This window comes from Methanoregula sp. (genome assembly GCF_049690535.1).
In the GTDB taxonomy this organism is placed as follows: Archaea; Halobacteriota; Methanomicrobia; order Methanomicrobiales; family Methanospirillaceae; genus Methanoregula.
In genome coordinates this window covers 58,000-84,364 of record NZ_JBAVMX010000111.1, presented here as the reverse complement: position 1 = coordinate 84,364, position 26,365 = coordinate 58,000, and the positions used below count along the sequence as shown (strand labels likewise).

The following is a 26,365-nucleotide window of genomic DNA, read 5'->3' as shown; positions in this document are numbered from 1 at the left end:
CACCTGACCGGGAATATCAGCTGCGGTCCTGCAAAAAAATCCGCCGGTGGATGATCCGCCACGAGAGGATGAGCTGGACGAGATCGGTCGCGGCGATGGTTTTGCGGTTCTCGAAGATTGCGATCGGGTGGACGCCGGTCTGCTGCTCAATGCTTTTCTCCAGTTTCCGGACCGTTTCGTAGTTCATCTCGCCATCGAAGGTGAGCGCCCGCATCCGCTCGCAGGCAACTGCCTCAGTCGAGAACTCGATAGAAAAGTCCCGGTCGTGGAACAGGAGAAGCGAATTGAGGTCGATTGTGAGGTCTGCATCGGCAATCACCCTGCTCATCCGGTGCTGGAGGAGGGAGATCCGGTAGATATTCTCCGTTTGCCCTTTCTCCTTTCCGTACCAGGATGCACTGATGCGGATGACAGCATCCGCAAGGCACCGCTGCGGCGCGATAAATTCTTCATAGTCTTTTTCGCGCCGTTCAATCTCTTCTGCTACTTCGGCCGGGGAATACCCACGCTTTTTAGTGTCCCGCTGCCGTTTCCACGCGTACTTGATCTCCCGGTCCGGGTCGACAAAGACAGAGAAGTCAATGAGTTCCCGGAGCCGGGGCGTAAAGAATGTGTGGAGCCCTTCGAGGATGATGATCTTCTTTGAGACAAACGGGACCGGGGGATCGAAAGTTCCGGACTCGTGGTTGTAGACCGGTTTTGTGATCGCGTACCCTTCCTTTAACCGGGCAACGTCCATTTCGAGCTGCGCGAGGTTGTTCGCATCCGGGTGGAGCGGGGTGATGTCGAGACGTTTCCGTTCTTCCCGGTCGTACTTATGATAATCATCGAGCGTGATGGTGGCGACAAGGTCAGGGCCGAAGATCTGGCGGATGGCATTTGTAAACGTCGTCTTCCCCGACCCGCTGTCACCAGCGACGCCAATCACAAAGACAAGCGGAGAGCGGGCGATGATCTCCTTGAACGGTGGAACTCGGGGCATGCGTAACGGTACCTGCGATGCCATCGGTCATTAAGATCACGTCACGGGCTGATCGTGCCGAATTTTTTCACCCGTTAATGTTAGAAATAGATAACTTTAATATTCCGAGAGTGTTAGAAATAAATAACACGTATGGAACGTGAACCCATATGCAGACAAGGATAAAGGAATACCGCACCCGTCAGTCCCTGACGCAGGACGACCTTGCAAAAAAAGTAAGTGTGCGGCGCGAGACGATCGTCTTTCTTGAACAAGGGAAGTACAACCCGTCCCTCAAGCTGGCGCACGATGTCGCAAAGGCCCTGCACACGACGATTGATGATCTGTTTATCTTCGAAGATGACGAGCCTGAACCCGAGATCCGGGTCGTGCTCGTGGACTAATACAAAAGATCTACGGCAGGGCAGGTTCCGGCCCGGCCACACTTCCGATCCCATCACATTTTTCCGGCACCCGTGACAGTCCGCAGAGAATTTCTGCTGTCGCTTCCTTGTCGAGCGGGACATTGTCGTTCCCGCACTTTGGGGAATAGATGCAGGACGGGCAGCCTTTTTCGCACGGGCAGTCGCGCACAAGTTCGTACGCGCTCATAAAGAGGGCAGGAAGGAGACCGAACGCTTTTTCTGCAAGGCCGATGCCCCCTTCGTATCCGTCATACACGAAAATTGTCGGCTCGCCATTTTCACCGAATGCGGGAGTCGATAATCCCCCGATATCCCAGCGGTCGCACATGACATGGAGAGGCATGAGCGCGATGAGCGCGTGCTCCGCGCCGTGCAGCCCGCCGGCGAGATCGAGGCCGGCAGCGGAGACGGCGGTAGCAACCGGGTCCGGCAGGATGAACCAGAATGCTTTTGTCCGGAACGTGAGCGGCGGGAGGTTGAGCGGCTCGACACCAAGGATCATATCGCCCTTCTTGATCTTGTACGCGGTGTACTGCTCGGTCACTTCGACATCGCCAAACGCACATTTCACGCCATTTACGTCCCGGGTCTCCAGCGTTTCGATGACGCGGAGGTCCACCGATTTTAACGGCTGCGTGTAGTAATCGACATCCGTTTCGGTCACCCGGACCGTGTGGGTCTCAAGGTCCATCTCGTTGACCACGTAGGTCTCACCCTGGTGGAGCATAATCGCTCCCTTGTGTGCCTCCCGATAGGCCTGCGCCCGGTCCATGGTCTCAAGCAGCTGGCCGTGGCATACGATCCGGAAACTCTCGGCCGCCATGCCATCGAGCCTCACCGCATCGGCTGCCCGGCCCCGGCCGGAATACACCCACCCGCGTGGCGTCTTTGTTATCAGGCTGTTTTTCGCCAGCTCCGCAAGAAGGGGTGCAAACGATCCCCCGAAAAACCCGGCATCAGTATCTTCACGGAGGGGCAGTTCTGCCGCGGCGCAGAGCAGGTGACCCGAGACGATGTAGGGATTTTCGGTATCGATAATCGCGTGCTCGTGCGAGCGGGAGAAGAACTGATCCGGGTGGTGCATGAAGTACTGGTCGAGAGGGTTGGCCTGCGCTACGAGCACGGCAAGCGACTCCCCGCCTTTTCGCCCGGCACGTCCTGCCTGTTGCCGGGTTGACATCATTGTACCCGGGTAACCATCGATGACAACCGCATCGAGCGAGCCGATGTCGATGCCGAGTTCGAGTGCATTCGTTGAGACCACGCCGCGTATCTCCCCGTTCTTGAGCTGCCGCTCGATTGTGCGCCGCTCCTCAGGCAGGTAGCCAGCCCGGTACGCAGAAATACTTTCTGCGAGTCGCACGGAGCTGCGCCGGGCATCTTCCCGGGTCCAGATGGTGACGAGCTCCGCCATCTTCCGCGAACCGGTAAAGCACAGCGTCTGGAGATCTCCTTTGACGCAGGAAAGCAGGAGATCTTTTGTCTCCTGGTGGGCTGAACGTTCCCCGATCCCATCGTAGAAGGGATTGTAGAGGACAAAATGCCGGGTGCCGTGAGGGGATCCATCGTTATCGACAAGGGCAAACGGCCGGCCCACGAGACGCCCGGCAAATTCCTCCGGGTTTGCAAGGGTTGCAGTCGAGAGGACAAACTGCGGGTCGGAGCCGTAGAATCGTGCGACCCGCAGGAGCCGCCGGATCAGGAGCGCGATCTGGGACCCGAAGACCCCCCGGTACCGGTGGGCCTCATCGAGCACAATAAACTTCAGGTTCGAGAAAAACGGGCTCCACTTCGCGTGCCACGACAGAACCTGGTGGATCTCGTGGGGGTTGGATATAACAATCCGGGAGTTCTCCCGGATGGCCGCCCGTTTCGACTGCGGCGTGTCACCATCGTAGATCGCCGGTTTTGCCGGTATGCCGGTGAACTTCTCCATCACTTTGAGCGTTGCATACTGGTCGTTTGAGAGTGCCTTTGTCGGGTACAGGTAGAGTGCCCGGGCATCGGGATTGGCAGCGAGACCGGCAAACACCGGGATATTGAACGCAAGGGTCTTGCCGCTGGCAGTGGGTGTCGTAATGATCACATTTTTCCCGGAACGGAGAGCATTGATCGCCTCGCACTGGTGGGAGTACAGCCGTATGTTGTTATTGGAGAGGTAAGCATCAAGCGCCCCGGGGAGCGGATCGTTAAGCGTGCCGTACCGGGCCGGTTCCGGGTCCAAAACCTGATGGCAGGTTACCCGGCTGCGGTACACCGGGTTTGTCCTTAGGAGCCGGATCACATCAGCGATGGCCACAGGTCTCCCCCAGCAGGTAAAAGAAGAGAAGAGCAAGCGAGACCACATCCTGCCGGTTGTGGTCAACTATCGGGACGAGAGGGCCGCAGTTCTTTGTTTTCAGGTAGGTCTCGTAAAACTCCGGCACCATCTGGCCGGGAACATCGTCCACCCGGGCAATCCCAAGGATCTCTGATTCAAGTGCAGAGAGCCGACATGAAGGAAACTGCCCCTTCCACCGGCGCCGTGAAAAGTGCAGCACGTCAAAATGAGGAATTCGGGATATCGCACCAAGGCCATAGTAAGCAAGCCGGTCCTGCACGTACGGGAGATCGAACGCTTTACCGTTGAAAGTCACAAGTGCCGGGTGATCCCCCGATACCTGCTCCACGGTCGCAGTGAGGGCAGCAGCCTCCTCGCAGATATCGCGCAGCAGGTACTGGCGGACAACAAGATTCTCATGCTCGATGGTGCCGACACCAAAGAGGATGATCGGCCGGGAAAAGAGCCCGAGCGTTTCTATATCGAGAAACACGTAATCCTCGGGCTCAAACGAACCGGCAATCCCAAGGGCAAACGGGTGGGATTTTGCATGCCGGCTGCCGACAAGGTCCATGATATCATGGGGATCCGCACGGGTCAGCCGCTCGAGCACCTGCCGGGCTGCCGACCGGAACTTCGGGTGCCCTGCAAGGTCCCCGATCGTCCGGTAACCCCGCGCTTTCAGGTGCCGTTCTGATACAGCACCCACCCCGCGCACGAGAGTGAGATCGGAATACATTTCCTGCGACAGGCGTTCCCTGTCGACAGTGGTTGCGGACAGGGTGTGACAGCTCTCAAGCGCGGTGCAGGAACCACCGTCATTTGTGATCTCCGTGCCCGGGAAAAGGGAGTCGAATGCAACACCGTCATACCGGGCGACAAGATTGCCGAGCAGGACACGGGCCTTGTCGTATTCTGATGAGAAAACGCAGCTTCCGGCAAGTCCCGCACGAAAGACGTTCCCGTCGCGGACAACGTCGTACTCCCGCAGTGCATCCATCCGCTGCCGCCAGAGCGCCCCGATCCTGACTTCTGCCTGCATGACGGTCATCTGTACAGAAAATCCGGGGACCGGATGGTTAAAGACCGGCCGCGGGGGGTGAAAGTGATGCGAACCCTCATCATGCTGCCACGCGCACCATTTTTCAGATGATCACGATCCTCCAGCATGGGGAACACGAACCCGCGGGTTCTATCGGGCACTACCTCGAGGCCCGAAACGAGCCCTTCCGGATCCTCAGGCTTTACGAAGGTGATACGCTTCCGGATGATCCGCCCGACCGGCTCATTGTCCTTGGCGGCCAGATGAGCGTCAACGATGAGAGCATGTACCCGTTTCTTTCTCCTGAAAAAGCACTGGTGAGAAAGGCAGTCTCCCGGGGCTCAACCGTGCTCGGCATCTGTCTTGGCGCCCAGATGATCGCAGCCGCGTGCGGAGAAAAGGTCTATCCCCACGAGAGAGAACTGGGCTGGCGGACAATCCACGGTTGCGCACCGGCATGGCAGCGGCTTTTCCCGGGATCGTTTGAGGTCTACCACTGGCACAGGGAAACCTTCGATCTCCCAAAAGGGGCAGAACTCCTTGCAACGGGCAGGATCGTCCCCAACCAGGCGTTTTTGCTCGGCCATGCACTCGGCGTCCAGTTCCACCCTGAGGTGACCGTCCCTGTGATTGCATACTGGGCAAATGACCTCGGTCATGATGAGCAGCTGGCGATGACCGAAGAGGCAGAAAAGAAAATGAGCAAAAACCGCACGCTCTGCAGCGCAATAATGGACGCGTTCTGTAACGGCTGGAAGATCTGAATGGGGGGAACAGGATGGATCTTGGGGATGTGAAAGGATTTCTCATCGATCTTGACGGAGTACTTTATACCGGGGACACCGCTATTCCGGGGGCCCTGGAAGCACTGTCATTCCTCACAGAAGAGGGCTACCTGTTCCGGTGCGTCTCCAACTCGACACGAAAATGCCGCGCGACCATAGCAGCGAGACTCGGACAACTCGGGTTTGATATTCCCGAACGCGCAATTTTTACCCCGCCGCTCGCCGCAATCCGGTTCATGCAGGAGACCGGGAAACACCGGGCATACCTCCTGACGACCGGGGATGTGGACCGGGACTTTGAAGGTACCTGCACCGATGACGGCTCAACAGCCGTTGATTACGTGATTGTCGGGGATGCGGGGGACAAGGTAACATATGCTTCCATGAACCATGCCTTCCGCTGCCTGATGGGGGGGGCAGACCTCATTGCACTCGAAAAAGACCGGTACTGGATGGCTCCGGACGGGCTCTCGCTTTCAGCCGGGCCGTTTGTCACGGCACTTGAATCTGCAACCGGAAAGACCGCGACGATCATCGGAAAACCCGCAAAGGCATTTTTCGAGCTTGCGCTGCATGATATGGGACTTGCCGCTCAAGAAGTCGTAATGATCGGTGACGATATCCAGACCGACATCGGAGGGGCACAAGGAGCCGGAATACGGGGCGTCCTTGTCAGAACCGGCAAGTTCAGAAAAGATGTATGCGAAAAAAGCACTATTCTTCCTGCGGCAATTATAAACTCCATCTGCGATATCGGAACACTCCTGTAACAGTACCATGACCCGAACCGAACGATTCCTCATTGTCATCGTCTTCCTGCTGCTGGTTATCGCCATTGCAGCCGGGTACCTTTACGCTACCCGACAGGCAGTCGTTGTCCCTCACATCGTCGTAGGATCCGATGATACTGCACCAATAACGGCTGCTCATACCTTCCCTTTTGAAAAGAATCAGATCACCATCACCGTGCCGGTTGATGCAGCGGTCTATAACGCGGCAAAATCCACGGATAAATCGGTCTCCATCTACGGTAACGTGACTGAAAACGTCTGGGTGACGGACAGTTACCGGGAAATGGTTAATGATCCCGCCCAGGAGCAGCTGTATGCCAACCTCATCGCGCAGTTTCGCAAGATCCGTGATGATGAGGGGCTTTCGAGCGATGAGTACCTCGAACTGATGGCCGCGTATACCCAGTCCCTCACCTACGAGACCACTCCCGATAACCCAACCAAGTACCCGATCGAAACCGTTGTTGAGGGTGCGGGAGACTGCGATGACAAGAGCGTACTCCTTGCCGGTCTCCTCTCCCGTGAGGGATACAAGGTGTCGCTCCTTCTCTTCTCCCCGGAATCACATATGGCGGTCGGGGTCGGCTCCACTGATTCGCTATACAAGGATACCGGGTATGCCTACCTCGAAGCAACCAATCTGTCCTACGCAGGCATCCCTCCCGATGAACTGGAAGGGGGCGTCCGGCTTACCTCTGAGCCGCTGGTCATCCCTATCGGGAACGGGACCACCCTGTACACCAGCGGGGCAGAGACCGCATACATCCACGATATGTCCACCCTTTCGGAGCAGAAGATACTCAGTACGAATACGCAGGTTCAGCCCCTCGCTTCCGATCTGACGGCAAAACAGGACCAGATCTCAGAGCTCGAAGGCCGGATGCAATCATTGCGGGGCTCTGGAAATATCGGCGGGTACAACGGGCTTGTCTCCTCCCATAACGCGATGGTATCTGCGTATAACGCAGAGCTTTCCACGTACCGGCAGGAGGTGGCACAGGGTAATGCCTATGCCGGTATCTACAATTACATCATCTTGCATGCATACGACAGGAAAGGCACCTATGCATGGGTGAAAGCGAACATGCCGCAATAATGAGCGTGTAATCGGCGTATCCGTTCCCGGGCATCAGAAACCGGCATCACACTTCGGGATCCGGCATCGGAAGACAAGAACCCGTCGCTGCCTGCAACCGCCGGATCGCCGTATCGCAGTACTGTCGGGAGATATCGATCCCGATAAACCGGCGACCCTGTTTAGCAGCAACGAGCGTGGTCGTTCCCGCACCGTTGAAAGGGTCAAGCACAATATCGTTTTTGTATGAGAAGAGTTTCATGAGCCGGCGTGGCAGTTCCTCGGGAAACATTGCAGGGTGATCGAACTCTTTCATATGGTGCTCGGGAGGGATCGTCCAGCGGCCGATCACCCATTCCTTGAACTCATCGGCAGTAATGTCGATGTCCTCACGGCGGCCCGCTTTTTTGTGGGTCTCCTTGTCAAAGACCTCGACAAACTCCCACGTGTACTTGATGTAGGGCATGGACGGCGACTTCCAGCTCCCCCACGCGGTGTACTTCGCGTTGTAATTGTTCTTCTCCCAGAGAAACTCTGATTTCCAAAGGAGACCAAGCCCCGCAAGCTGGTTCGAGATGATATGGTGGGTCGGGACATAGTCCGAGAAGAGCGGTTGGACATTGACTGCCATCCTGCCACCGGGCCTGAGCACCCGGAAGCACTCGGTCCAGACCCGGTTGAGGGTGGCGAAGTATTCGTTCCACTCATGGGTGTCGTCGTGAGGATCATGAGCATATGCGTGGCCGAAGTTGTACGGCGGGGAGGTGATGACGAGGTCGACGCTCACTGAGGGGATATCGGCAAGAATCTCTGCTGCATCCCCGCAGATAATCCGGTTGAGATACGGCTCGATCTCAGGAGTTTCACGGGAAAGCAGAGACTCTTTTGCATCCTTCGAGCCCTTCCGGACCCGGGCCTTTCCTGCCTTGTCCCTGACTTTTTCCTGCCGCACCAAATCACGCCACTTTATGATACCGGTGTACCGGGCAAGATAAAGAACACATTACTTGGTTATCCCGATCCCTTGTCGCGTCATTATAACTATTCCATCAAGTCCCTTGGGGAAATGAGGGGGCCGTTCTCTTCGACTCCCCCGTGCCAATGGTACGGTAAAAAGCGTTTAATGCAGCCATCGACATACACTATTCGATTCGGTATGCTGGATGTCAGAGATCTGCATGTGAATGTCGGTGAGAAAGAGGTGCTGCATGGCATCAACCTCCACATCGACGCCGGGGAGACCCATGTGCTCATGGGCCCGAACGGCTCCGGGAAGACCACGCTCTTGATGACGCTGATGGGATTCTCCGGTTATAAAATTACGCAGGGGACAATCACCTTCAACGGAGAGGATGTGACCGCGATGCACGCCGACGAACGATCCAAGCGTGGGATCGGGATGCTCTTCCAGCGCCCCCCCACGATCTCGGGGCTCAAACTGGGTAAGCTCCTCACCGCAATCTCGCATGACAAGACGGTCGATCTTCCGGCCCTTGCAGATTCCGTACACATGGGCGGGTTTCTCGAACGGGACATCAACAAGGGATTTTCCGGCGGGGAGATCAAGAGGAGCGAGGTCCTCCAGCTCATGATCCAGAACCCAGGGTTTGTCATGCTCGATGAACCCGAGAGCGGGGTCGACCTCGAAAATATCTCGCTCATCGGGAAGGCCATTGGGGACCTGCTCGAAAAAGACAAGCGCATGGCAAAACGGGAGAAAAGCGGTCTTGTGATCACCCACACGGGATTTATTCTCGATTATGTTGACGCAGACAAGGGGCACGTGATGTGCGACGGCATGATCACCTGCCACGGGAACCCCCGGGAGATCTTAAAGGACATCAAACAGAGAGGATACACGGAGTGCCGGGAATGTCGTCGCAACTGAACGCGCCAGGGATCGCAAAGGACGACCAGGAACGGATCGTCCAATCGGGTATCGATTTTAACCTTGAGAACCGGTGCGGCAGCTACCTCCAGGTGGACCAGAACATCGTAGAGTCCGAGTGCCGACAGGAGGGCATCGAGGTCCTTTCGTTTAAAAAGGCAATGGAAAAGCACGCCTGGCTCAAGGATTATCTCTGGAAGGCGGTTGCAAAGGACAAGGACGAGATCACAAAATACGTCGCGGAACAGCCCGATCCGAAGGGCTACGTGATCATCGCCCACAAAGGGTCAAAGAACATCCTCCCGATCCAGGCCTGCCTGTATCTCGGCCGCGAGACCATCCAGCACGTGCATAACATCATCATCGCCGAAGAGGGCGCCGAACTCCACATGATCTCGGGCTGTGCAAGCAGCGGGCATATCGGAGAAGGGGCAAAGCACTACGGGGTCTCCGAGTTTTACATCAAAAAAGATGCGAAGATCAGCTTTACCATGATCCACACATGGAACGAGAACGTCGAGGTCTTCCCCCGGAGTGCATCCATTGTTGAAGAGAATGGAGTCTTCCTCTCAAACTATGTCTGCATGCAGCCGGTAAAGAAAGTCCAGATGTACCCGACCGCTACCTTAAAAGGCGAGAATTCCGTTGCCCGGTTCTCCACGATTGCCATTGCCTCCCCGACATCGTATATCGATGTGGGGTCGCGGGCGATCCTTGAAGGGAAGGGCGCAAGCGCAGAGCTTTTGACCCGGGCGATCACCAAGGGCGGGACGATCATCTCCCGGGGCCAGATCATCGGGAAGACCGCAGGTACCCGGGGCCACCTCGAATGCAAAGGCCTGATCCTCAAAGACGGGATGATCTACGCCATTCCGGAGATCGACGGGAGAGTTGTCGGGACTGAGCTTTCGCACGAGGCGGCTGTAGGAAAACTCGCGCAGGATGAGATAGAGTACCTGATGGCCCGGGGGCTCTCCGAGGACGAGGCAACCGCGACGATCATCAGGGGATTCCTTGATGTCAAGATCGCCGGCCTTCCCGAGGCGCTCCAAAAACAGATCGATGCCACCATAGATGTGGCAGAGAAAGCAGGGTTCTGAGTCAAACAATCACGTTATGACTTCCGCATATCCCCGATCGGACGAACGGCACATTATGGTGGTGCAGCAGATCGAAGCCCGGGGTATCCGTGATAAGTGCGTCCTTGCTGCGATGCGGGACGTGCCACGCCATCTTTTTATCCCGGCGCCTTACGACCGGGATGCGTACGCGGATGCGCCACTGCCGATCGGGAACGGGCAGACGATCTCACAGCCGTATATCGTGGCGCTCATGACCACCCTGCTCCACCCGAAACCCACAGGCACCGTGCTTGAGATCGGGGCGGGGAGCGGATATCAAGCGGCTATCCTTTCGGCGCTTGTGCGAAAGGTGATTACAATCGAACGTGTTGAAGAGGTTGCAGCGCTGGCACGCGCCAACCTTGTGGCAGTCAGTGCAGATAACGTTGAGATCGTTCTTGGGGATGGCACACTTGGGTATCCTCCGGGTGCCCCGTACGACGGCATCATTGTCACTGCTGCAACCCCGAAAATACCAGGCCCACTCAAAGAGCAGCTTGCAGAAGGGGGACGGCTGGTTGCGCCGGTCGGCGATCGCGCAATCCAAGAACTGGTCGTACTCGAAAAACACCAGGACCGGTTCACGCAGGAACTTCACGGGGGCGTCAGGTTTGTGCCGCTCATCGGAGAACATGGATGGGAGAACTGAGAGGACTATGAAAATTATTGATATCACGCGCCCGCTTTCAGACAAAACCGTCTCGTACCCCGGGGATATGCCGCCGCAGTTCTCCCAGCGGGATGCAGGACTGTACCTGATTAGCGATCTTGTCATGAACAGCCATTCGGGCACCCATATCGATGCCCCGGTCCATTACCTGAAAACCGGGGATACTATCGACACCATCCCGTTGGATCATGTGATCGGCCCGTGCCGGGTCATTGACGTGAGCAGTGCCGGCAGTGAGATTACGTCAGCTGACCTCAGCGGCAGGCTCGGTACCTCGAAACGTATCCTCCTGAAAACGAAGTTCTCAGCAGAACACCGGTTCCGGGAAGATTACCCGCACCTCTCATCGGATGCAGCGGGACTGCTCAGCGCAAACGGCGTCCTCTCTGTCGGGATCGACTCGTTCTCAATTGAAGCGTTTGTGTGCGACGGATCGGTGCACCGGGAACTTCTCGGCCACGGCTGCATCATTATCGAACTCCTCGACCTTTCCGGGGTACTTGAAGGAGATTACGAAATGGCAGCCCTGCCCCTGCGACTGGCCGGCCTTGATGGTGCGCCCGCTCGGGTCGTGCTCATGCAAAAAGACGGTGGTTTCTAATGGATATTGTCACGGATTCGGTAAACAGGCTTGAAGAGATCCTCACAAACAGTGGCTGCGAGGACACGGGAGTCCATCTTGATGTCGATCCAGACGCAATAACCTGCGAGTACGAGCGGGGCGCCTGCATGATCGCATCATTCGGGGGCAGGACCGCGGAATTTGTAACAGACGATCCGATCCGGGCCATGACAAAGATCTCATTTATGTTCGGGACGCCGCTTGAGGCCCCGAACGTCCGCAGCGCCGCGTGTGCCATCATCAACGTTGCCACGGCATTCTTCTGCCTCACCCGCGTGCGCCGGGCCTGCCCTCCGGCATCGCACGCTGCCTGCGTGCACGAACTGGCCGGGGAACTCAACGGCTGCCGGGTCTTCTGCATCGGGAACATGCCGGCACTGGAGCATGCCCTCGGGTCATCAGTCACCACAACTATTGACGAGGCTGATGTCCTCGTGGTCAACAACGAGGGTTTGATTGCACCGGGGACAGGGGATCTCATGGCAGAATGGGCAGAGAAAAAACGTATTGTTTTTCTCGGGCCATCCACCGCCGGGGTCTCCCGCCTCCAGCAGCGGGAGCACTGGTGCCCGTACGGGCAGCAGACGCCGGGCTCTGTTCCGGACCCATCACTGCTGCACTAAAACTCTTTTTATACAAAACGCCCACCATGATGCATGCTTTTTGGGTCATCGGGTATCCGTCAGCGGTTTGACCGGTCGCTCGTGGAAACCGCACTTGCTGTCGGTGCGGTCATGGGGGAACGGTTCCCCGATTGCGTGGTGGGAACCGACACGCGGACCACAAGCCCGGCTCTTGCCCGTGCCATAATTGCCGGCATTCTTGGTGCAGGAGGACGTGCCCGCTTCACCGGGGTCGCCCCTACTCCGTCTGTCGCGTACAGCGCCCGCACCGCAACGGCCGGGTGCATGATCACTGCCTCCCACAATCCCGAGGATTACAATGGGATCAAACTTTTTAACCCGAATGGCTCCTCGTTCACGCAGGCCCAGCAGAAAGATACAGAGGCATTCCTCAAAGGACCTCACTGGACGGACTGGCGCCACCAGGGCCAAGAATGTGCCTTCGACGCACTCACACCCCATAAAAAAGCGATCCTTGATGCAGTCTCCATCGAACCGGGGATTTCAGTTGTCGTCGATTGCGGAAACGGCGCCGGCTCTGTGCTGACACCCGGCCTTCTGACAGAGGCCGGTGTAAAACCGGTCTGTCTCACCTGTGACCCGGCAGGGCATTTTGCCCGGCCGTCAGAACCCCTTAAAGAATACCTGGGATACGTAGGAGAGATGGTAAAAAAGACCGGGGCCGACTGTGCAGTTGTCCATGATGGCGATGCGGACCGGATGATGGCATTTGACAACAGGGGCCGGTATATTGACGGCGACCACCTGCTCATGCTCTTTGCCGAGCATCTTGGTGCAAAAAAAGTGGTCACAACGAGCGACGCCTCCATGATTATCGATGAGATCGCAGAGGTTCACCGCACTCCGGTGGGGGATGCATTTGTGTCCGAAGAACTGATCTCGTGGGGTGATTTCGGGGGAGAGCCGAGCGGCGCCTGGATCTTCCCTCACCACTCATACTGCCCTGATGGCCCCTTTGCCGCAGCCCTTTTCTGCGAAATTGCATCGGGCTGCGATGTTGCTGAGCGTCTGGATGCCATGCCGGTTTACCCGATCCTCCGTGAATCGCTTCCGATGGATAATGCACGGGAGATTGTAACAAAACTTGGCGCAGGAAACCCAACTGATGGGATCCGGGTGGCACAGGAAGACGGGTGGTACCTTATCCGGGCCAGCGGGACCGAGCCCAAGATCCGGATTACAGCCGAGGGGAAAAGCCAGACGCGGGCAAAGGAACTGCTCGAAACTGCAAAAACTCTTATTCAGCAGGGGAAAACTGCTTAAATATTGCAGGATGAGCTGTACCTATGGAATGCGTTGTGCTGGCGGCCGGTGAAGGAAAACGCATGCGTCCCCTCACCGCCCGGCGCCCGAAAGTGATGCTCCCGGTGGCAAACCGCCCGATGATGGAGCACCTCGTGCTGGCAGCCAAAGATACCGGCATAACGAACTTCGTCTTTGTAGTCGGATACGGTGAGCGGGAAGTCAGGGGACATTTCGGCGACGGGAAACGTTTTGGGGTACATATCTCGTACGCCCCGCAGCGCCAGCAGATGGGTACTGCCGATGCGCTCCTTTCGGCACAGGATTTCATCACCGGGCCATTCCTTGTCATGAACGGGGACATGATCCTTACGAGCACAGACATTGCCCGCATTATCCGGACGCCGGCCCCCTGTATGAGCACGAGCACAACCGATCACCCGGGGGATTTCGGGGTGGTTCTGGTGGAAAATGATCTGGTGACAGCCCTTGAAGAAAAGTCAAAGCAGCCCAAATCCAATATCATAAATGCCGGTGCATACTTGTTTACCCCGGAAATTTTTGATCGGCTGGCACAGGTCGGGCTCTCGTCACGCGGAGAACTCGAACTGACCGATGCCCTCCAGATGCTGATCGGAGAGCACCGGCTCCGGGCAGTTCCCCTCTCGAGGTGGATGGATATCGGTTATCCCTGGGATTTACTCGACGCAAACGCGGCACTCCTTTCCGAACTCTCCTCAGAAAATCACGGAACCATAGAGGAGGGTGTACACCTGTCAGGCCCCGTTGTTGTCGGTAAGGACACGGTGGTGAAATCAGGGACCTATATCGAGGGGCCCTGCATCATAGGGAACAACTGCCGGATCGGTCCCCACGCGTACATCCGGGGAGCAACGAGCATCGGTGACGATTGCCATATCGGACATTGTACGGAACTCAAAAATTCCATTGTGATGGCAGGGACAAAGATCCCCCACTTCAACTATGTTGGGGATTCTGTTATCGGTAGCGGATGCAACTTCGGTGCAGGTACGAAAATTGCGAACCTCAGGCATGACCATGCCCCGGTCAGAGTTGGCGGAAGGGATACCCGACACACCAAGTTCGGTGCAGTTATCGGGGACAACGTGAGGTTTGGGATCAACTGTTCGGTCAACGTTGGTTCGGTGATCGGCAGCAACGCAAATTTCGCGCCTAACTCTTCCATTGAGGGAAATTTTGGCGAGAACGCAACTATCCGGTAGGTGATGATATGCAGGCAGTTATTCTTGCGGCAGGAGAGGGAAAACGGGTCCGCCCGCTCACGTGGAGCCGGCCAAAAGCGATGATCCCGGTGGCAAACCGCCCCATCATCGCGTACACGATTGATGCACTCGTAAAAAACGGCATCCGTGACATCATCGTCGTTGTCGGATATCGTAAGGAACAGGTGACCCGGTTTTTAAACCAGCTCGACCTGCCCATTGAAGTGGTTGTTCAGGAAAAACAGCTCGGCACAGCCCATGCACTCCTGCAGGCAGAGGCCCGAATTGCGGGAGACTTCCTGCTCTTACCCGGCGATAATTATATCGATGCCCAATCGGTGGCAAAGATCAAGGATATCAAAAACGCTATCCTTGTAAAAGAACACCCCAGCCCCTCGAATTTTGGTGTGGTGACCATACGGGACGGACAGATCGACAGTATTGTGGAAAAGCCGGACCATGCACCCAGTTTCCTTGTCAGTACCGGGATATATTCGTTAAACAAAGACTTCTTCCGGTACGTGAGGGGAAACGATATCACAGATGCCATCTCCTGCATGATAGAAGCCGGTACCAGGATAAACGCAGTCACCGCTGATGACTGGCAGGACGCGATCTATCCTTGGGATCTGCTCAAACTCAACCTGCGCCTCCTTAAACATCTCCCTGCGGAGAGAGATGGCACATCAAGCCGTCATGCCACGATAAACGGCCCGGTCCACATAGGCAAGGGGACGACCATTGGCCCGAATACGGTGATCTCAGGTCCGGTCATTATCGGGAACGATTGTACTATCGGACCGAACTGTTGTATCCTGCCCGACACCAGCATCGGGTCCCGGGTCACTATAGAACCACTGAGCCTGATAGGGAATGCGATCGTGATGGATGACACCACAGTCTCATCGCACTCCCGCATTGTGGATTCAGTCATTGGTGAACGCTGTATGCTGGCCGATCATACCTCAACGGGTACTGCAGGGGGTATCTTGGACATCGAGGGGGCACCAACACGCTCGGAGTTCGGCGCTATTCTTGGGGACAATGTGAAAAGCGGTTCATTTTCCCGGTTCCAGAACTGCATAATCGGGAACAATGCCACGCTGGAAGGAAACCAGACGGTAATCTCCCGCATAATTCCTGACAATTCCCTGGTGATATGACGTGTGCGGAATTGTCGGATACATTGGCAGGCGACAGGCTGCACCCTTGATCCTCGAGGGTTTGAAAAAACTTGAGTACCGGGGGTATGACTCGTTTGGGATAGCAACGCTTCAAAGCCACATTGAAATCGACAAGCACAAAGGCCGTATCTCCGAATACTCCGGCAGGATCCGGTTGCACGGTACCATCGGCATCGGTCACACACGGTGGGCAACTCACGGGATCCCAAATGATGTAAATGCCCACCCGCATACAGACTGCAACAACCGGATCGCCTTGGTTCACAATGGGATCATCGAAAATTTTACGGAATTAAAAAAAGAGCTGGCTGCAAGAGGACACATCTTCCGGTCCGAAACCGATACTGAAGTCGTGGTCCATCTCATAGAGGAAGAGTTTGCAAAAACGGCGGATCTGCTCTCCGCAGTCATGAATGTACTTCCGCACCTTGCAGGATCGTATGCACTGCTGGTTATTGCATCCGGGGAAGACTGCCTGATCGCCGCACGGAAAGGCAGTCCACTGGTGCTGGGGATAGGTGACAAGGAATATTTTGCCGCATCGGACATGACCCCTATAATCGAGTATACTGAGCGTGCTATCTTCCTCGAAGACGGGGATATTGCCTGCCTGAAAAGAGACAGCGTGGACATTTACCAGGATGCCAAACCGGTAAGCCGCGCTGTTGAACTTATTGACTGGTCGCCGGAAGATGTCAGGAAAGGCGGATTTGCCCATTATATGCTCAAGGAGATCTACGAACAGCCACAGGCATTCTTCAACACCCTGCTAGCTGTCGACAAAAACGTTCTCCCTGAATTTGTCTGTCAGTCCTCATCTGTAAGCATTGTTGCCTGCGGTTCATCGTACCATGCCGGGCTTATCTTCAAATACCTTCTCGAAGAGTCCTGTGGGATACCTGCACGCGTGGATTTTGCCTCGGAATTCAGGTATTTCCCCCCACCCGTTGAGGGTCTCGTAATCGGGATCACCCAGTCGGGAGAGACCGCCGATACGCTGACTGCCATCAGGGAGGCACGGATTCACAACTGCCAGACCCTGGCCATAACAAATGTCCTTGGCAGTTCCGCCAGCAGGATTGCCGATGCCACGCTCTTTATGCGTGCAGGCCCCGAGATCAGTGTCGCAGCTACCAAATCGTTTATTGCCCAGCTGGCAGTTCTCATGCAGATCATTGATACCCGTTCAGAAGGCAGGTACGAGGATATTCTTCAGCATGCGCACCAGGCAATTGAAGCGGTACTCCTCATGGACCTGACAGATGCGGTTGAGTTGTGCAGGGGCGCACAGAGTATTTTTTACATCGGGAGGGGCCCGTTTTATCCCATCGCACTGGAAGGTGCCCTCAAGATGAAGGAGATCTCCTACATCCATGCAGAAGGCTATGCAGCAGGGGAGTTAAAACACGGACCCTTCGCTCTCCTTTCACCGGAAACCCCGGTCATTGTTATCTGCATGCCCGGAGAGACGTATGGAGTGATGGTCTCCAATATCAAGGAGATCAAGGCCCGGGGGGCACCGGTGATCGCGCTCGGGTGCGAAGGAGACCAGGAACTACCCGACATTGTCGACCGGTTTATCCCCCTGCCAAAGACACATCTCTTTGTCCAAGTGCTCACAAGCCTCGTGGCTCTCCAGATCCTAGCCTACCAGACTGCCGTGGCACTCGAGAGGGACATTGACAAACCAAGAAACCTTGCAAAGAGCGTGACGGTAGAATGATCGAATACGGGATCAACAAAACGGGAGAAGGCCTGCAGGTATTTGAACCGGTGACGCTGGGGTTTCCATCCCGGGAAAATATCGGAAAAACCGGATTTGTCGGTACGACGATTGGAAAGGATGCGGTGCTCCGGTCAGGCACCATCATCTACTGCGATGTGATCATCGGGGATCGGTTCCAGTCCGGGCATAATGTCATAATACGTGAAAAGACCCGGATCGGGGACCATGTCTCTATCGGTACTTCAGTTGTTATTGAAGGGAACACCCGACTGGGCAGCGATGTCAGCCTCCAGAGCATGGTATACATCCCCACCAATACCACAATCGGGGATCATGTCTTTATCGGCCCGAATACAGTGCTGACCAACGACCGGTATCCGCCATCAGGGATTGGCGGGCTTGTGGGGCCGGTGATCGACCATCACGCTGCCATAGGTGCCAATGCCACCATCCTTCCCAACATCCATATCGGGGAGGGCGCACTGGTAGCTGCAGGTGCGATTGTGACCCGGGATGTACCGGCGCACAAACTTGCAGTGGGTGCACCGGCAAGGATACGGGATCTGCCATCTGCTCTCGCAACAAGGAAGTCCCGGTGACTCCATAGTGGACTCATAATTTTTTTACCATCAGACCCGGCAAACACGAGGTACCCATGAAAATTCTCCTTGTCTCAACACAGGATTACATCCACCATCCCATCCCCTCCCGTCACCATTATATCTTTGAGGAACTTGCCCGACGCCATGAGGTGCATGTGGCGCATTTCCATGTCAGCAGGGGTGAAACCCGCCCTACCCGGCTTATTGTGGAAGAGGCAACTCAATTTTCAGTAAAAAACCCGCTCCTCCATTATACGCTTAACACGCCCTATCATTACTATATCTTCAACAAGATCATCCGGGACAACCAGATTGATGTTGTCGTTGCGGCCCATGTCCTTGCCGGGGCTGCGGTCATTTCTGCGGCAAAGAAATATCGGGTACCGGTCGTTTTCGATCTCAAGGACTGGTTCCCGGATTCTGCAGCGGCATACTTCAAAAACCGGTGTATTGCGCAGTGCATCAGGAAAGGTGTGTGGGAGATCACCAGGAGAAATCTCGCCAGAAGTAACAGGATCACAACTGTCTCCCCCTCGCTTGTCGATAAACTCAAGAGACTGGGGTTTTCCGCAGATCTGATCACAAATGGTGTCAATACGGAACTTTTCGTGCCGCAGGACGGTTCAGAGACGCGGCGGGAACTGGGGATGGGGACAGACGATTTTGTTATTGGTTTCTCGGGGAGTATCGAGCGCTGGTATGCAATCGATGAAATGATCCGGGCACTCCCCACCCTGATCCGGTACCGGAAAAACACGCGTCTTTTGGTTGTGGGCGGCTCGCTGTTTACGGATTATGAACGGGAACTCCGGGGTCTTGCCGGGAATCTGGGGGTAGCCGATCACGTTATGTTTACCGGCACAAAACCATATGCGGAACTCCCACGGTACATCGCCTGTATGGACATCTGCACGATCCCCCTGGCACCGCCCCAGTGGGGAGATATTGCCCTGCCCAATAAGTTCTTTGAGTACTCAGCCTGTGGAAAACCGATCGTCATGCGCCCGATACCCGATGTTGCCCGTATCGGGGGCCCGAACCTTTTTGTCTACAGGACACGGGACGAATTTGTTGCACAGGTCAAAACCCTGATGGATAACCCTGCAACATTCCAGATTAACCTTGAAAAATACAGCTGGAAAGAGAAAGCCCGGCAGTTCGAGGATTTGTTGGGAAATTTGCACTAATTTTTGTTACACACAAATTTATTAATGCTCCCGAAATTGACCTAGTAGGCAGGATGGGTTAGGTATATGGTACAACTGGATTTTATGAATCGCCGTAATCTTTATATTGCCGGCATAGTGGCGTTCTTCGTCATTTTTTCCACCTGGATACGCCTGATTCCCCTGCTCCTATCAGGGAATCATACCGACATTCTCCTGATGGTTGGCAGCGATGACCCGCTCTACAACCTGCGCCAGGTCGAACAGCTCCTCGCCAATCATTTCACGTATACCTGGTTTGACCCGATGACCCAGTATCCGGTGGGTTCAACAGTGTATTGGGGGCCGCTTTTTATCTATATCTCCGGATTTGCCTGCCTGATCGCAGGTGCAGCAACACGTCCCGAGATTATCGGCATCTGTCTTCTTGTACCGCCCATCATGGCGGCCGTAACGGTCGTGCTGATGTACTATGTCGGGAAATTCTGCGGGGACTGGAAGACCGGCATTCTGGCATCCGGTTTTACCGCGGTGGTATCAGGACAGTACTTTTACCGGTCGCTGTACGGGTATTTCGATCATCATATCGGCGAAGTACTCTTCTCGACGCTGTTCTGCCTGTTCTACATCCATATCCTCTATTCAGAAAGAGAGGCTGACATCGATCTGAAAAATATTGCGACCTGGAAAAGGACTGCGCTGTTGTCAGTCATTGCCGGAATTGCATATGTGCTTGGCCTGCTGTTGATGCCGACGATGATCGTATTTGCCCTCATCGTTGTCCTATTCACCGTCATCCAGTTTGTCATCATCGTTTACCGCGACAGATCGGGCGAATACCTGCTCGTGGCAAATACCATTGTTTTTGCTATCGCGATTATCGGACTTCTCCTTTTCGGGTTTAAAAGCCCGGGAATCGACCTCTCAACGTATTCCATCGGGCATATTTACGCCTACATCGCTGTAATTGCAGGAACAGCAGTTCTGTACCTTCTCGCCCGGTATCTCAAGGAAAAGGCACACTATTATTACCCCATATCACTCCTCTGTCTGGCAGTAATTGGTTCGGCAATTTTAGCTGTAGTGAGCCCACAGTTCTTTAACCAGCTCATCAGTGCTGCCATCCAGTTTTTCGGGCAGGCACCGGTGACCGATACGGTTGAGGAGGCCCGCGGCTGGTCAATTGCAGCAGCGTGGACCACATTTAACTATGGGCTTATTCTCCTGCTCGGCGGCATACTGGTTATCCTGTATAACGCCTTCCGGGAGGATCGTCCCCACGACATCTTTGCGCTGGTATGGACGGCAGTCATATTCTACTCAACCTGTCAGCACATCCGGTATGAGTATTATCTGGCGGTTAATGTTGCGCTGCTTTCAGCAATCTGTATCAGTTTTGCCTTCGAACAGGGATGGAATGATCTTGTCCGTCTCACACAAGGCATCGCACTTGAGTCAACACCAGAAAACTCCAACGAAAGTGCTGACGATAAGGCACCAAAAGGTAAAAAACAGAAAAAAGCACCGAAGAAAAACACGGCTCCGTCTGCCACGAATTATTTCCTTATTGGACTCATTATCATAACCGCAGGTCTTGGCATCCTGTTTGTGTATACCTCCGTATCGTACAGTTATGTCAATGCATCCGGAGATCCCCTCTCCATGAACCAGGACTGGAGGGACTCCCTTGTATGGATGCAAAACAATACGCCGGCAACCGGGGTCGATTATTACACGATTTATGACAAAAATAGTTTCACGTATCCCAATTCATCCTATGGGGTCATGTCGTGGTGGGACTACGGCCATATGATCACGTACATCGCCCAGAGAATCCCCAACGCCAACCCGTTCCAGGCGGGAGTGAGCGGTCCCGATGGCGCTGCTGCATATTTCATGGCGACAAACGAATCAACTGCCAACACGATCCTTGATCATGACGGAACCCGGTATGTGATCACTGATATCGAGATGGACACCGGAAAATTCTGGGCAATAGCAACATGGTTTAATTCCACTGCAGCGGCTTCACCGTACCAGATGACGTTCCTCGTCCCAAGCCAGACGGATTCCAGCAGTTATCAATCCGCTCTCTTAAACGAACAGCCCTACTACGATACGATGGTTTCACGGCTCCATAATTTCGATGGATCCATGACAACGGCAAGCTCGGCATACTATGTCGAGTATGCAGATCAGAGTATCACGCATGCATCGTACCCGGTTCTCACCAATGCCGCGGCGATGAACGTATCTGCTGCCGCAACCCGGGCAGCACAGTATAACCAGAACGCCCCGGCCGGATATCATGCGGAAGTACTCAGTGCCTCCGTCGTGCTGCCGATCACGGATGTTCCTGCCCTGCAGCACTATCGTCTTGTCCATGAATCGTCGACAAATGTGTTCAATTCGAATACGATCGATGTGAAGTACGTGAAGATCTTTGAATACGTCAAAGGCGCCCACATAAAGGGATCCGGTATAATCGAGATCTCACTCGTGACAAACACCGGCAGGAACTTTACCTACAGCCAGCAGAGCGTGAACGGGGAATTTGTCGTGCCCTATTCCACAACCGGTAATCCCTACGATGTGAAGGCCAACGGGAAATACCAGATTGTGGGAACCACCGGGACGACGTTTGACGTGCCCGAATCCGCAGTCATGCAGGGCCTGACCATTAATTAATATTTTTAAAGTCCACCAGAGTCAGGAAAAATAGTAGGTTCGCCATCCTTGATTTTGTGTAATCCCAAACGTGTAATCCAATAAAAAATATCTTTGCATGACACATGGACACCCCGGTTTGAGTCATGACGGACATAGTATTTCTATACTAGGAACAGACTCATTCTCATGTATGCTTACTGAAGAGATCGCCCTTGGGATGAGGGTGCGGTACCCGCGTACCGGAACCACCGGTGCTGTGGTCCGGATGGAACAGGTACAGGGAAACAGTTTTGCCGAACTGGACAGTACGCACCTTCTCTATCGTACCGACCAGCTGATCCCCGCAGAACACGTAAAAGATTCAGTTACCACCATAACAGAAGACGCAAAAGAAGTGATCCGGCGTGAACGGGAGTTTGCCGGGGGAACGGGACTCCAGGAAGCTCTGAAAAATATTGACCAGAGCTGCGAAGGCGGGGGCTAATCCCCCTCAACTTTTTATTCTCGGCTATGGGGCTTTTTTCCCTTCGCACAAACACGGACCCGGTTAAAAATATCATAATGCGGTAAAACCGGCCGTTACAGGTTATGTATAAGTATGCCCATTAGTAATAGGATAAGGAGGTTCGATTTCATTTGCATGATGTGACAATACCCAGTGTGAATATCGGGGTTGTGGGCCATGTGGACCACGGGAAAACCACGCTTGTTAATGCGCTCACCGGTACCTGGACAGACCGGCACAGCGAAGAGGTGCGGCGGGGTATCTCCATCCGGCTGGGCTATGCGGATGCAACATTCTACAAGTGCGGACACTGCGAAGGCCCGGACGCTTACTCAACAAAGCCGGTCTGCCCGGTATGCGGTGGAACCGGAACACCGTTCCGGTCCATCTCTTTTGTGGATGCTCCCGGGCACGAAACGCTGATGGCGACGATGTTGTCAGGTTCAGCACTGATGGACGGGGCGATGCTGGTCATCTCCACCACAGAGAAATGCCCGCAGCCACAGACGAAAGAGCACCTCATGGCACTGGGACTTGTCGGTATCAAGAAGATCGTAATCGTCCAGAATAAGATCGATGTTGTCTCCCAGAAAGAGGCGATGGACAACTACCAGCAGATCAAGGCGTTCGTGAAAGGAACCGTAGCCGAGAACGCCCCCATCATCCCGGTCTCGGCCCAGAAAGGGATCAATATGGGAGCGCTGGTGCAGGCACTGGACCAGACCATCCCAGAGCCGGTGCGCGACCCTGCCGCCGAGCCGGTGATGCTCGTTGCCCGTTCCTTTGATATCAACAAACCCGGCTGTAACTGGAAGGAGGTAAAAGGTGGCGTTGTCGGGGGATCTCTTATCCGGGGCATCCTCCGCGAAGGCGACGCTATTGAGATCCGGCCCGGCAGGCAGACGCAGGTCGAGAACCGGATCAAGTGGATACCAATCACCACTGAGGTTACGTCAATCAATGCCGGTGCAGATACCGTAAAAGAAGCTACCCCGGGCGGGCTTCTCGGCGTCGGAACAAAACTTGATCCGGCGCTCACCAAGAGCGATGCTCTGGCCGGTCAGGTCGTCGGCCATGTGGGCAAACTGCCCCCGGTCTGGGAAAAGATCAAGTGCCAGGTTACCCTGATGGAAAGAGTCGTAGGTGCAACGAGTGAACTTGTCATCGAACCCCTGAAATTCAATGAGCCGCTCATGCTCTCCGTTGGTACCGCGGTCACTGTGGGCGTGGTCACAAGCACCAAGAAAGAGGCAGTCGAAGTTCAGCTGAAGCGTCCGGTCTGTGCAGAGCAGGGAGCCCGGATCGCTATCAGCCGGCAGGTGGGAGCACGCTGGCGGTTAATCGGGATGGGTATCCTGAGCGAGTGAAAGTTCTGCTGGATGCAAACGCACTCATGATGCCGGCACAGTTCAGGATCGATCTCTTCAGTGAGATCCGTGAACTGCTCGGCAACTTCGAACCGGTGGTTCTTCCCGGTGTGGTGCAGGAACTCACCGGGTTGTCCCGGGCAAAGGGCAATGACGGGGCTGCCGCGCGGCTCGGCCTTGCGCTTGCGGGACAGTGCACGATTGCGGGAGGTACCGTTTCATCGGTTCCGGTAGATGAACAGGTAATTGCCTGGGCATCAGCCAACGACTGCCTGGTTGCGACCAACGACCGCCGGGTCAGGGATGCACTACTCATGAAGGGTATCGGAGTTATATCCATGAGAAAACAGAAAAAACTAGAGATATTGCGAAGGTAGGTGGGTTATGTATTACAAGATGATGCTGGAAGACAAAGTCAGGGTGCCCCCCACCCGGCTTGGCGAAAAACTGGACAAGGTTCTTTTAGATGTCCTTCAGGAGCAACTCGAAGGAAGCATCGATAAGGAACTCGGGATTTTCATTGCTGTGACAAGGGTAGAGCACGTCGGCGAAGGCGAGATCGTACCCGGCGATGGCGGTGTGTATTACGATGTCAAGTTTGAGGGGCTCGTACTCAGGCTTGCCCTGCAGGAAGTTATCGAGGGCCTTGTCGTGGAGACCACGAGTTTCGGGGCATTTGTGAGTCTCGGGCCCATTGATGCCATGCTGCACGTGAGCCAGATCTCGGATGAGTACATAAATTTCGATGAGAAGAACGCCCGCCTCATCTGCCAGGAATCCAAACGATTCATCGGTGTCGGCGACACGGTCAGGGTCCGCGTAGTGACGCTCTCCTTAAACGAGCGCGAGCCACGGGACAGCAAGATCGGGCTCACCATGCGGCAGGCCGGCCTCGGTACAGCACTCTGGCTTGAAGAGGAGATCGAAAAAGAGAAGGAACGAGCTGCAGCCGGTACTACAGGCACACCGAAGGATAAACCGGAGAAGGCCAAAGGCAAGAGGAAAGAACATGCCGCCGATGAATAAGAAAAAACAGGGCAAGGTCTGCCGGGACTGCCACCGGGTGGTTGAAGGCGAGAACTGCGTGATCTGCGGAACGGCAAATTTAAGCGATGACTGGTCGGGCTATCTTGTCATCATCGACCCGGAGAATTCAGACGTAGCAAAACGGATGAATATCAATCTTCCCGGACGGTACGCGCTGAAGGTCCGCTAGAATGCTCGTGCTCCCCAAAGAGTCGCGCAAGCTCTTCAAGGACCCTTTCGGAATACTCCACCGGGATTTCAGCACGGTGCTCCCGGAACTTGCCGGGCGTGTGGTTTATTCGGTGGGGGATGTTGTGACCCATAACCTCCAGAAAAACGGGATCACTCCCGCAATCGCCGTGGTGGATGGCCAGACGATGCGTTCACCGTGCAGCCGGATGCCGGAGCTCTCCGGTGAATGTATCCGTGTGGATAATCCGCCTGGCACCATCACCGATGATCTGGTTAAAGCACTCAGCTACGCGGTTGACCATTCCCCCGTTACCATCATGGTAAACGGAGAGGAAGACCTCGCCGTGATCCCACTGGTAATCGCTGCGCCGGAAGGTGCCGTCGTGCTCTATGGCCAGCCGCACAAAGGTGTCGTGCTCCGCACAATAGATGCCGGTGCAAAAACTGCCGCAAACGAACTTCTTATGCAGTTTGTCCGGGTCGGCGCATAACAATAAAAAAACAGAATATTTTGCCTTTATTTGATTTTTTAGATTTATTCTGCCGTTTTCTCATGTAGGGTTCTGGTTTTAAATAACACGGTTCCCAATAATTACAGGATATCGATGGACTTTGAAATCGAGAGCGATAAAAGGAATGAACTTTTATCACGAAGAGAGATTCAGTTTACTCTCACATACGATGGTGCTACACCCTCCCGCATGCAGATTATCGGCAAACTGTGCGCCCTGCTCAATGCAAAAGAGCCACAGGTTGTACTCGACAGTCTGAAAAGCAATTTCGGCAAGACCGTAGTCACCGGAAAAGCACGCGTGTACGATACTGAAGACGCAAAGAAGAAGACTGAACGCCCGTACCTGTCAGCACGCGGCATGCCAAAGCCCAAAGAGGAAGGAGCGGCATAACCATGGCGGCAGCGGCAAAGAAAGCAGCGGCAAAAGGGCCTTCACGCAGTGCATTCTTCAAGGTCGAAGGTGAAAAGGTTACCACGGCAAAGAAGTACTGCCCCCGCTGTGGCCCCGGTGTCATGATGGCCGACCACAAGGATCGTGTTGCGTGCGGAAAGTGCGGATACACCGAATTCAAGAAATAAACAC

At 55.0% G+C, this 26,365-nt stretch carries 28 protein-coding genes; 24 read left to right on the top strand and 4 right to left on the bottom strand.

Going from position 1 to position 26,365, the window contains the following annotated elements; all coding sequences use genetic code 11:
• Positions 1 to 16 precede the first annotated feature (16 nt).
• Positions 17 to 982, bottom strand: a complete 966-nt coding sequence (locus WCE46_RS08630) for a phosphoribulokinase (RefSeq protein ID WP_424733289.1) — start codon at positions 980 to 982, stop codon at positions 17 to 19.
• 149 nt (positions 983 to 1,131) lie between these two features.
• Between WCE46_RS08630 and WCE46_RS08625 the strand changes: the two genes are divergently transcribed.
• Entirely contained in the window at positions 1,132 to 1,365 is a 234-nt protein-coding gene (locus tag WCE46_RS08625) for a helix-turn-helix transcriptional regulator (RefSeq protein WP_424733288.1), read from the top strand.
• Positions 1,366 to 1,375: 10 nt separating this feature from the next.
• Here the strand turns inward: WCE46_RS08625 and WCE46_RS08620 are convergent, their stop codons facing one another.
• Both WCE46_RS08620 and WCE46_RS08615 read right to left on the bottom strand, forming a co-directional pair.
• Positions 1,376 to 3,685, bottom strand: coding sequence for a DEAD/DEAH box helicase (locus tag WCE46_RS08620; RefSeq protein WP_424733287.1), 2,310 nt, complete (start codon positions 3,683 to 3,685; stop codon positions 1,376 to 1,378).
• A complete protein-coding gene (locus WCE46_RS08615) occupies positions 3,672 to 4,757 on the bottom strand; it encodes a ribonuclease H-like domain-containing protein (protein ID WP_424733286.1) in 1,086 nt (361 codons plus the stop codon). The genes WCE46_RS08620 and WCE46_RS08615 overlap by 14 nt, the downstream gene beginning before the upstream one ends.
• A gap of 98 nt (positions 4,758 to 4,855) precedes the next feature.
• Here WCE46_RS08615 and WCE46_RS08610 point away from each other — a divergent pair, with 98 nt between their 5' ends.
• The 3 genes from WCE46_RS08610 to WCE46_RS08600 are packed head-to-tail and all read left to right on the top strand — an operon-like array spanning position 4,856 to position 7,420.
• Positions 4,856 to 5,512 carry a type 1 glutamine amidotransferase gene (locus WCE46_RS08610; protein ID WP_424733285.1) on the top strand — a complete coding sequence of 219 codons (657 nt, stop codon included), beginning with the start codon at positions 4,856 to 4,858 and terminating at the stop codon, positions 5,510 to 5,512.
• 14 nt (positions 5,513 to 5,526) lie between these two features.
• A complete protein-coding gene (locus tag WCE46_RS08605) occupies positions 5,527 to 6,303 on the top strand; it encodes a TIGR01458 family HAD-type hydrolase (RefSeq protein ID WP_424733284.1) in 777 nt (258 codons plus the stop codon).
• Between the two features lie 7 nt (positions 6,304 to 6,310).
• Positions 6,311 to 7,420, top strand: a complete 1,110-nt coding sequence (locus WCE46_RS08600; protein ID WP_424733283.1) for a hypothetical protein — start codon at positions 6,311 to 6,313, stop codon at positions 7,418 to 7,420.
• Between the two features lie 46 nt (positions 7,421 to 7,466).
• On the opposite strand, the gene WCE46_RS08595 is transcribed toward WCE46_RS08600, so the two are convergent.
• Positions 7,467 to 8,351, bottom strand: coding sequence for a DNA-methyltransferase (locus tag WCE46_RS08595; protein ID WP_424733368.1), 885 nt, complete (start codon positions 8,349 to 8,351; stop codon positions 7,467 to 7,469).
• 204 nt (positions 8,352 to 8,555) lie between these two features.
• On the opposite strand from WCE46_RS08595, the gene WCE46_RS08590 reads away from it, so the two are divergent.
• From WCE46_RS08590 to WCE46_RS08495, 20 genes are all read left to right on the top strand, one after another.
• Positions 8,556 to 9,287: an ABC transporter ATP-binding protein gene (locus WCE46_RS08590; protein ID WP_424733282.1), complete on the top strand. Its 732-nt coding sequence runs from the start codon at positions 8,556 to 8,558 to the stop codon at positions 9,285 to 9,287.
• Positions 9,272 to 10,387 (top strand): SufD family Fe-S cluster assembly protein, encoded by a 1,116-nt coding sequence (locus WCE46_RS08585; RefSeq protein WP_424733281.1) that lies wholly within the window; start codon positions 9,272 to 9,274, stop codon positions 10,385 to 10,387. Before WCE46_RS08590 ends, WCE46_RS08585 begins: the two co-directional genes overlap by 16 nt.
• A gap of 55 nt (positions 10,388 to 10,442) precedes the next feature.
• Positions 10,443 to 11,057, top strand: coding sequence for a protein-L-isoaspartate(D-aspartate) O-methyltransferase (locus tag WCE46_RS08580; protein WP_424733280.1), 615 nt, complete (start codon positions 10,443 to 10,445; stop codon positions 11,055 to 11,057).
• A 7-nt stretch (positions 11,058 to 11,064) separates the two neighbouring features.
• Positions 11,065 to 11,679: a cyclase family protein gene (locus tag WCE46_RS08575; protein WP_424733279.1), complete on the top strand. Its 615-nt coding sequence runs from the start codon at positions 11,065 to 11,067 to the stop codon at positions 11,677 to 11,679.
• Positions 11,679 to 12,323, top strand: coding sequence for a hypothetical protein (locus WCE46_RS08570; RefSeq protein ID WP_424733278.1), 645 nt, complete (start codon positions 11,679 to 11,681; stop codon positions 12,321 to 12,323). Before WCE46_RS08575 ends, WCE46_RS08570 begins: the two co-directional genes overlap by 1 nt.
• Positions 12,324 to 12,356: 33 nt before the next feature.
• Complete coding sequence (locus WCE46_RS08565; RefSeq protein WP_424733277.1) at positions 12,357 to 13,607, top strand: phosphopentomutase/phosphoglucosamine mutase; 1,251 nt, start codon at positions 12,357 to 12,359, stop codon at positions 13,605 to 13,607.
• A gap of 23 nt (positions 13,608 to 13,630) precedes the next feature.
• Complete coding sequence (gene glmU, locus WCE46_RS08560) at positions 13,631 to 14,830, top strand: bifunctional sugar-1-phosphate nucleotidylyltransferase/acetyltransferase (protein WP_424733276.1); 1,200 nt, start codon at positions 13,631 to 13,633, stop codon at positions 14,828 to 14,830.
• An 8-nt stretch (positions 14,831 to 14,838) separates the two neighbouring features.
• Positions 14,839 to 15,993: a bifunctional sugar-1-phosphate nucleotidylyltransferase/acetyltransferase gene (gene glmU, locus WCE46_RS08555; RefSeq protein WP_424733275.1), complete on the top strand. Its 1,155-nt coding sequence runs from the start codon at positions 14,839 to 14,841 to the stop codon at positions 15,991 to 15,993.
• A 1-nt stretch (position 15,994) separates the two neighbouring features.
• A complete protein-coding gene (gene glmS, locus WCE46_RS08550; protein WP_424733274.1) occupies positions 15,995 to 17,737 on the top strand; it encodes a glutamine--fructose-6-phosphate transaminase (isomerizing) in 1,743 nt (580 codons plus the stop codon).
• Positions 17,734 to 18,339: a DapH/DapD/GlmU-related protein gene (locus WCE46_RS08545; protein WP_424733273.1), complete on the top strand. Its 606-nt coding sequence runs from the start codon at positions 17,734 to 17,736 to the stop codon at positions 18,337 to 18,339. Before glmS ends, WCE46_RS08545 begins: the two co-directional genes overlap by 4 nt.
• A 56-nt stretch (positions 18,340 to 18,395) precedes the next feature.
• Positions 18,396 to 19,529 (top strand): glycosyltransferase, encoded by a 1,134-nt coding sequence (locus tag WCE46_RS08540; protein WP_424733272.1) that lies wholly within the window; start codon positions 18,396 to 18,398, stop codon positions 19,527 to 19,529.
• A gap of 66 nt (positions 19,530 to 19,595) precedes the next feature.
• Positions 19,596 to 22,196, top strand: coding sequence for an oligosaccharyl transferase, archaeosortase A system-associated (locus tag WCE46_RS08535; RefSeq protein ID WP_424733271.1), 2,601 nt, complete (start codon positions 19,596 to 19,598; stop codon positions 22,194 to 22,196).
• A gap of 172 nt (positions 22,197 to 22,368) precedes the next feature.
• Entirely contained in the window at positions 22,369 to 22,662 is a 294-nt protein-coding gene (locus WCE46_RS08530; protein WP_424733270.1) for a DUF2098 domain-containing protein, read from the top strand.
• A 152-nt stretch (positions 22,663 to 22,814) separates the two neighbouring features.
• Positions 22,815 to 24,050 (top strand): translation initiation factor IF-2 subunit gamma, encoded by a 1,236-nt coding sequence (locus tag WCE46_RS08525; protein ID WP_424733269.1) that lies wholly within the window; start codon positions 22,815 to 22,817, stop codon positions 24,048 to 24,050.
• Entirely contained in the window at positions 24,047 to 24,427 is a 381-nt protein-coding gene (locus WCE46_RS08520; RefSeq protein ID WP_424733268.1) for a PIN domain-containing protein, read from the top strand. The genes WCE46_RS08525 and WCE46_RS08520 overlap by 4 nt, the downstream gene beginning before the upstream one ends.
• Positions 24,428 to 24,434: 7 nt before the next feature.
• Positions 24,435 to 25,076: a DNA-directed RNA polymerase gene (locus WCE46_RS08515; protein ID WP_424733267.1), complete on the top strand. Its 642-nt coding sequence runs from the start codon at positions 24,435 to 24,437 to the stop codon at positions 25,074 to 25,076.
• A complete protein-coding gene (gene spt4, locus WCE46_RS08510; protein WP_424733266.1) occupies positions 25,060 to 25,266 on the top strand; it encodes a transcription elongation factor subunit Spt4 in 207 nt (68 codons plus the stop codon). The genes WCE46_RS08515 and spt4 overlap by 17 nt, the downstream gene beginning before the upstream one ends.
• A gap of 1 nt (position 25,267) precedes the next feature.
• Positions 25,268 to 25,759 (top strand): GTP-dependent dephospho-CoA kinase family protein, encoded by a 492-nt coding sequence (locus tag WCE46_RS08505; protein ID WP_424733265.1) that lies wholly within the window; start codon positions 25,268 to 25,270, stop codon positions 25,757 to 25,759.
• A gap of 114 nt (positions 25,760 to 25,873) precedes the next feature.
• The gene (locus WCE46_RS08500) at positions 25,874 to 26,173 is read left to right on the top strand and encodes a 30S ribosomal protein S24e (RefSeq protein ID WP_424733264.1); all 300 of its coding nucleotides are present in this window, start codon (positions 25,874 to 25,876) and stop codon (positions 26,171 to 26,173) included.
• A 2-nt stretch (positions 26,174 to 26,175) separates the two neighbouring features.
• Complete coding sequence (locus tag WCE46_RS08495) at positions 26,176 to 26,361, top strand: 30S ribosomal protein S27ae (RefSeq protein ID WP_424733263.1); 186 nt, start codon at positions 26,176 to 26,178, stop codon at positions 26,359 to 26,361.
• The last annotated feature ends 4 nt before the right edge of the window (positions 26,362 to 26,365 follow it).

Coding starts and splice junctions, on each gene's coding strand:
- WCE46_RS08630 (WP_424733289.1), bottom strand. CDS start 982: ATGCCCCGAGTTCCACCGTTCAAGGAGATCATCGCCCGCTCTCCGCTT.
- WCE46_RS08545 (WP_424733273.1), top strand. CDS start 17,734: ATGATCGAATACGGGATCAACAAAACGGGAGAAGGCCTGCAGGTATTT.
- WCE46_RS08590 (WP_424733282.1), top strand. CDS start 8,556: ATGCTGGATGTCAGAGATCTGCATGTGAATGTCGGTGAGAAAGAGGTG.
- WCE46_RS08605 (WP_424733284.1), top strand. CDS start 5,527: ATGGATCTTGGGGATGTGAAAGGATTTCTCATCGATCTTGACGGAGTA.
- WCE46_RS08600 (WP_424733283.1), top strand. CDS start 6,311: ATGACCCGAACCGAACGATTCCTCATTGTCATCGTCTTCCTGCTGCTG.
- WCE46_RS08585 (WP_424733281.1), top strand. CDS start 9,272: ATGTCGTCGCAACTGAACGCGCCAGGGATCGCAAAGGACGACCAGGAA.
- glmU (WP_424733275.1), top strand. CDS start 14,839: ATGCAGGCAGTTATTCTTGCGGCAGGAGAGGGAAAACGGGTCCGCCCG.
- WCE46_RS08530 (WP_424733270.1), top strand. CDS start 22,369: ATGCTTACTGAAGAGATCGCCCTTGGGATGAGGGTGCGGTACCCGCGT.
- spt4 (WP_424733266.1), top strand. CDS start 25,060: ATGCCGCCGATGAATAAGAAAAAACAGGGCAAGGTCTGCCGGGACTGC.
- WCE46_RS08575 (WP_424733279.1), top strand. CDS start 11,065: ATGAAAATTATTGATATCACGCGCCCGCTTTCAGACAAAACCGTCTCG.
- WCE46_RS08610 (WP_424733285.1), top strand. CDS start 4,856: ATGATCACGATCCTCCAGCATGGGGAACACGAACCCGCGGGTTCTATC.
- WCE46_RS08495 (WP_424733263.1), top strand. CDS start 26,176: ATGGCGGCAGCGGCAAAGAAAGCAGCGGCAAAAGGGCCTTCACGCAGT.
- WCE46_RS08625 (WP_424733288.1), top strand. CDS start 1,132: ATGCAGACAAGGATAAAGGAATACCGCACCCGTCAGTCCCTGACGCAG.
- WCE46_RS08580 (WP_424733280.1), top strand. CDS start 10,443: ATGGTGGTGCAGCAGATCGAAGCCCGGGGTATCCGTGATAAGTGCGTC.
- WCE46_RS08570 (WP_424733278.1), top strand. CDS start 11,679: ATGGATATTGTCACGGATTCGGTAAACAGGCTTGAAGAGATCCTCACA.
- glmU (WP_424733276.1), top strand. CDS start 13,631: ATGGAATGCGTTGTGCTGGCGGCCGGTGAAGGAAAACGCATGCGTCCC.
- WCE46_RS08565 (WP_424733277.1), top strand. CDS start 12,357: ATGCTTTTTGGGTCATCGGGTATCCGTCAGCGGTTTGACCGGTCGCTC.
- WCE46_RS08500 (WP_424733264.1), top strand. CDS start 25,874: ATGGACTTTGAAATCGAGAGCGATAAAAGGAATGAACTTTTATCACGA.
- WCE46_RS08505 (WP_424733265.1), top strand. CDS start 25,268: ATGCTCGTGCTCCCCAAAGAGTCGCGCAAGCTCTTCAAGGACCCTTTC.
- WCE46_RS08515 (WP_424733267.1), top strand. CDS start 24,435: ATGTATTACAAGATGATGCTGGAAGACAAAGTCAGGGTGCCCCCCACC.
- WCE46_RS08535 (WP_424733271.1), top strand. CDS start 19,596: ATGGTACAACTGGATTTTATGAATCGCCGTAATCTTTATATTGCCGGC.
- WCE46_RS08615 (WP_424733286.1), bottom strand. CDS start 4,757: ATGACCGTCATGCAGGCAGAAGTCAGGATCGGGGCGCTCTGGCGGCAG.
- WCE46_RS08540 (WP_424733272.1), top strand. CDS start 18,396: ATGAAAATTCTCCTTGTCTCAACACAGGATTACATCCACCATCCCATC.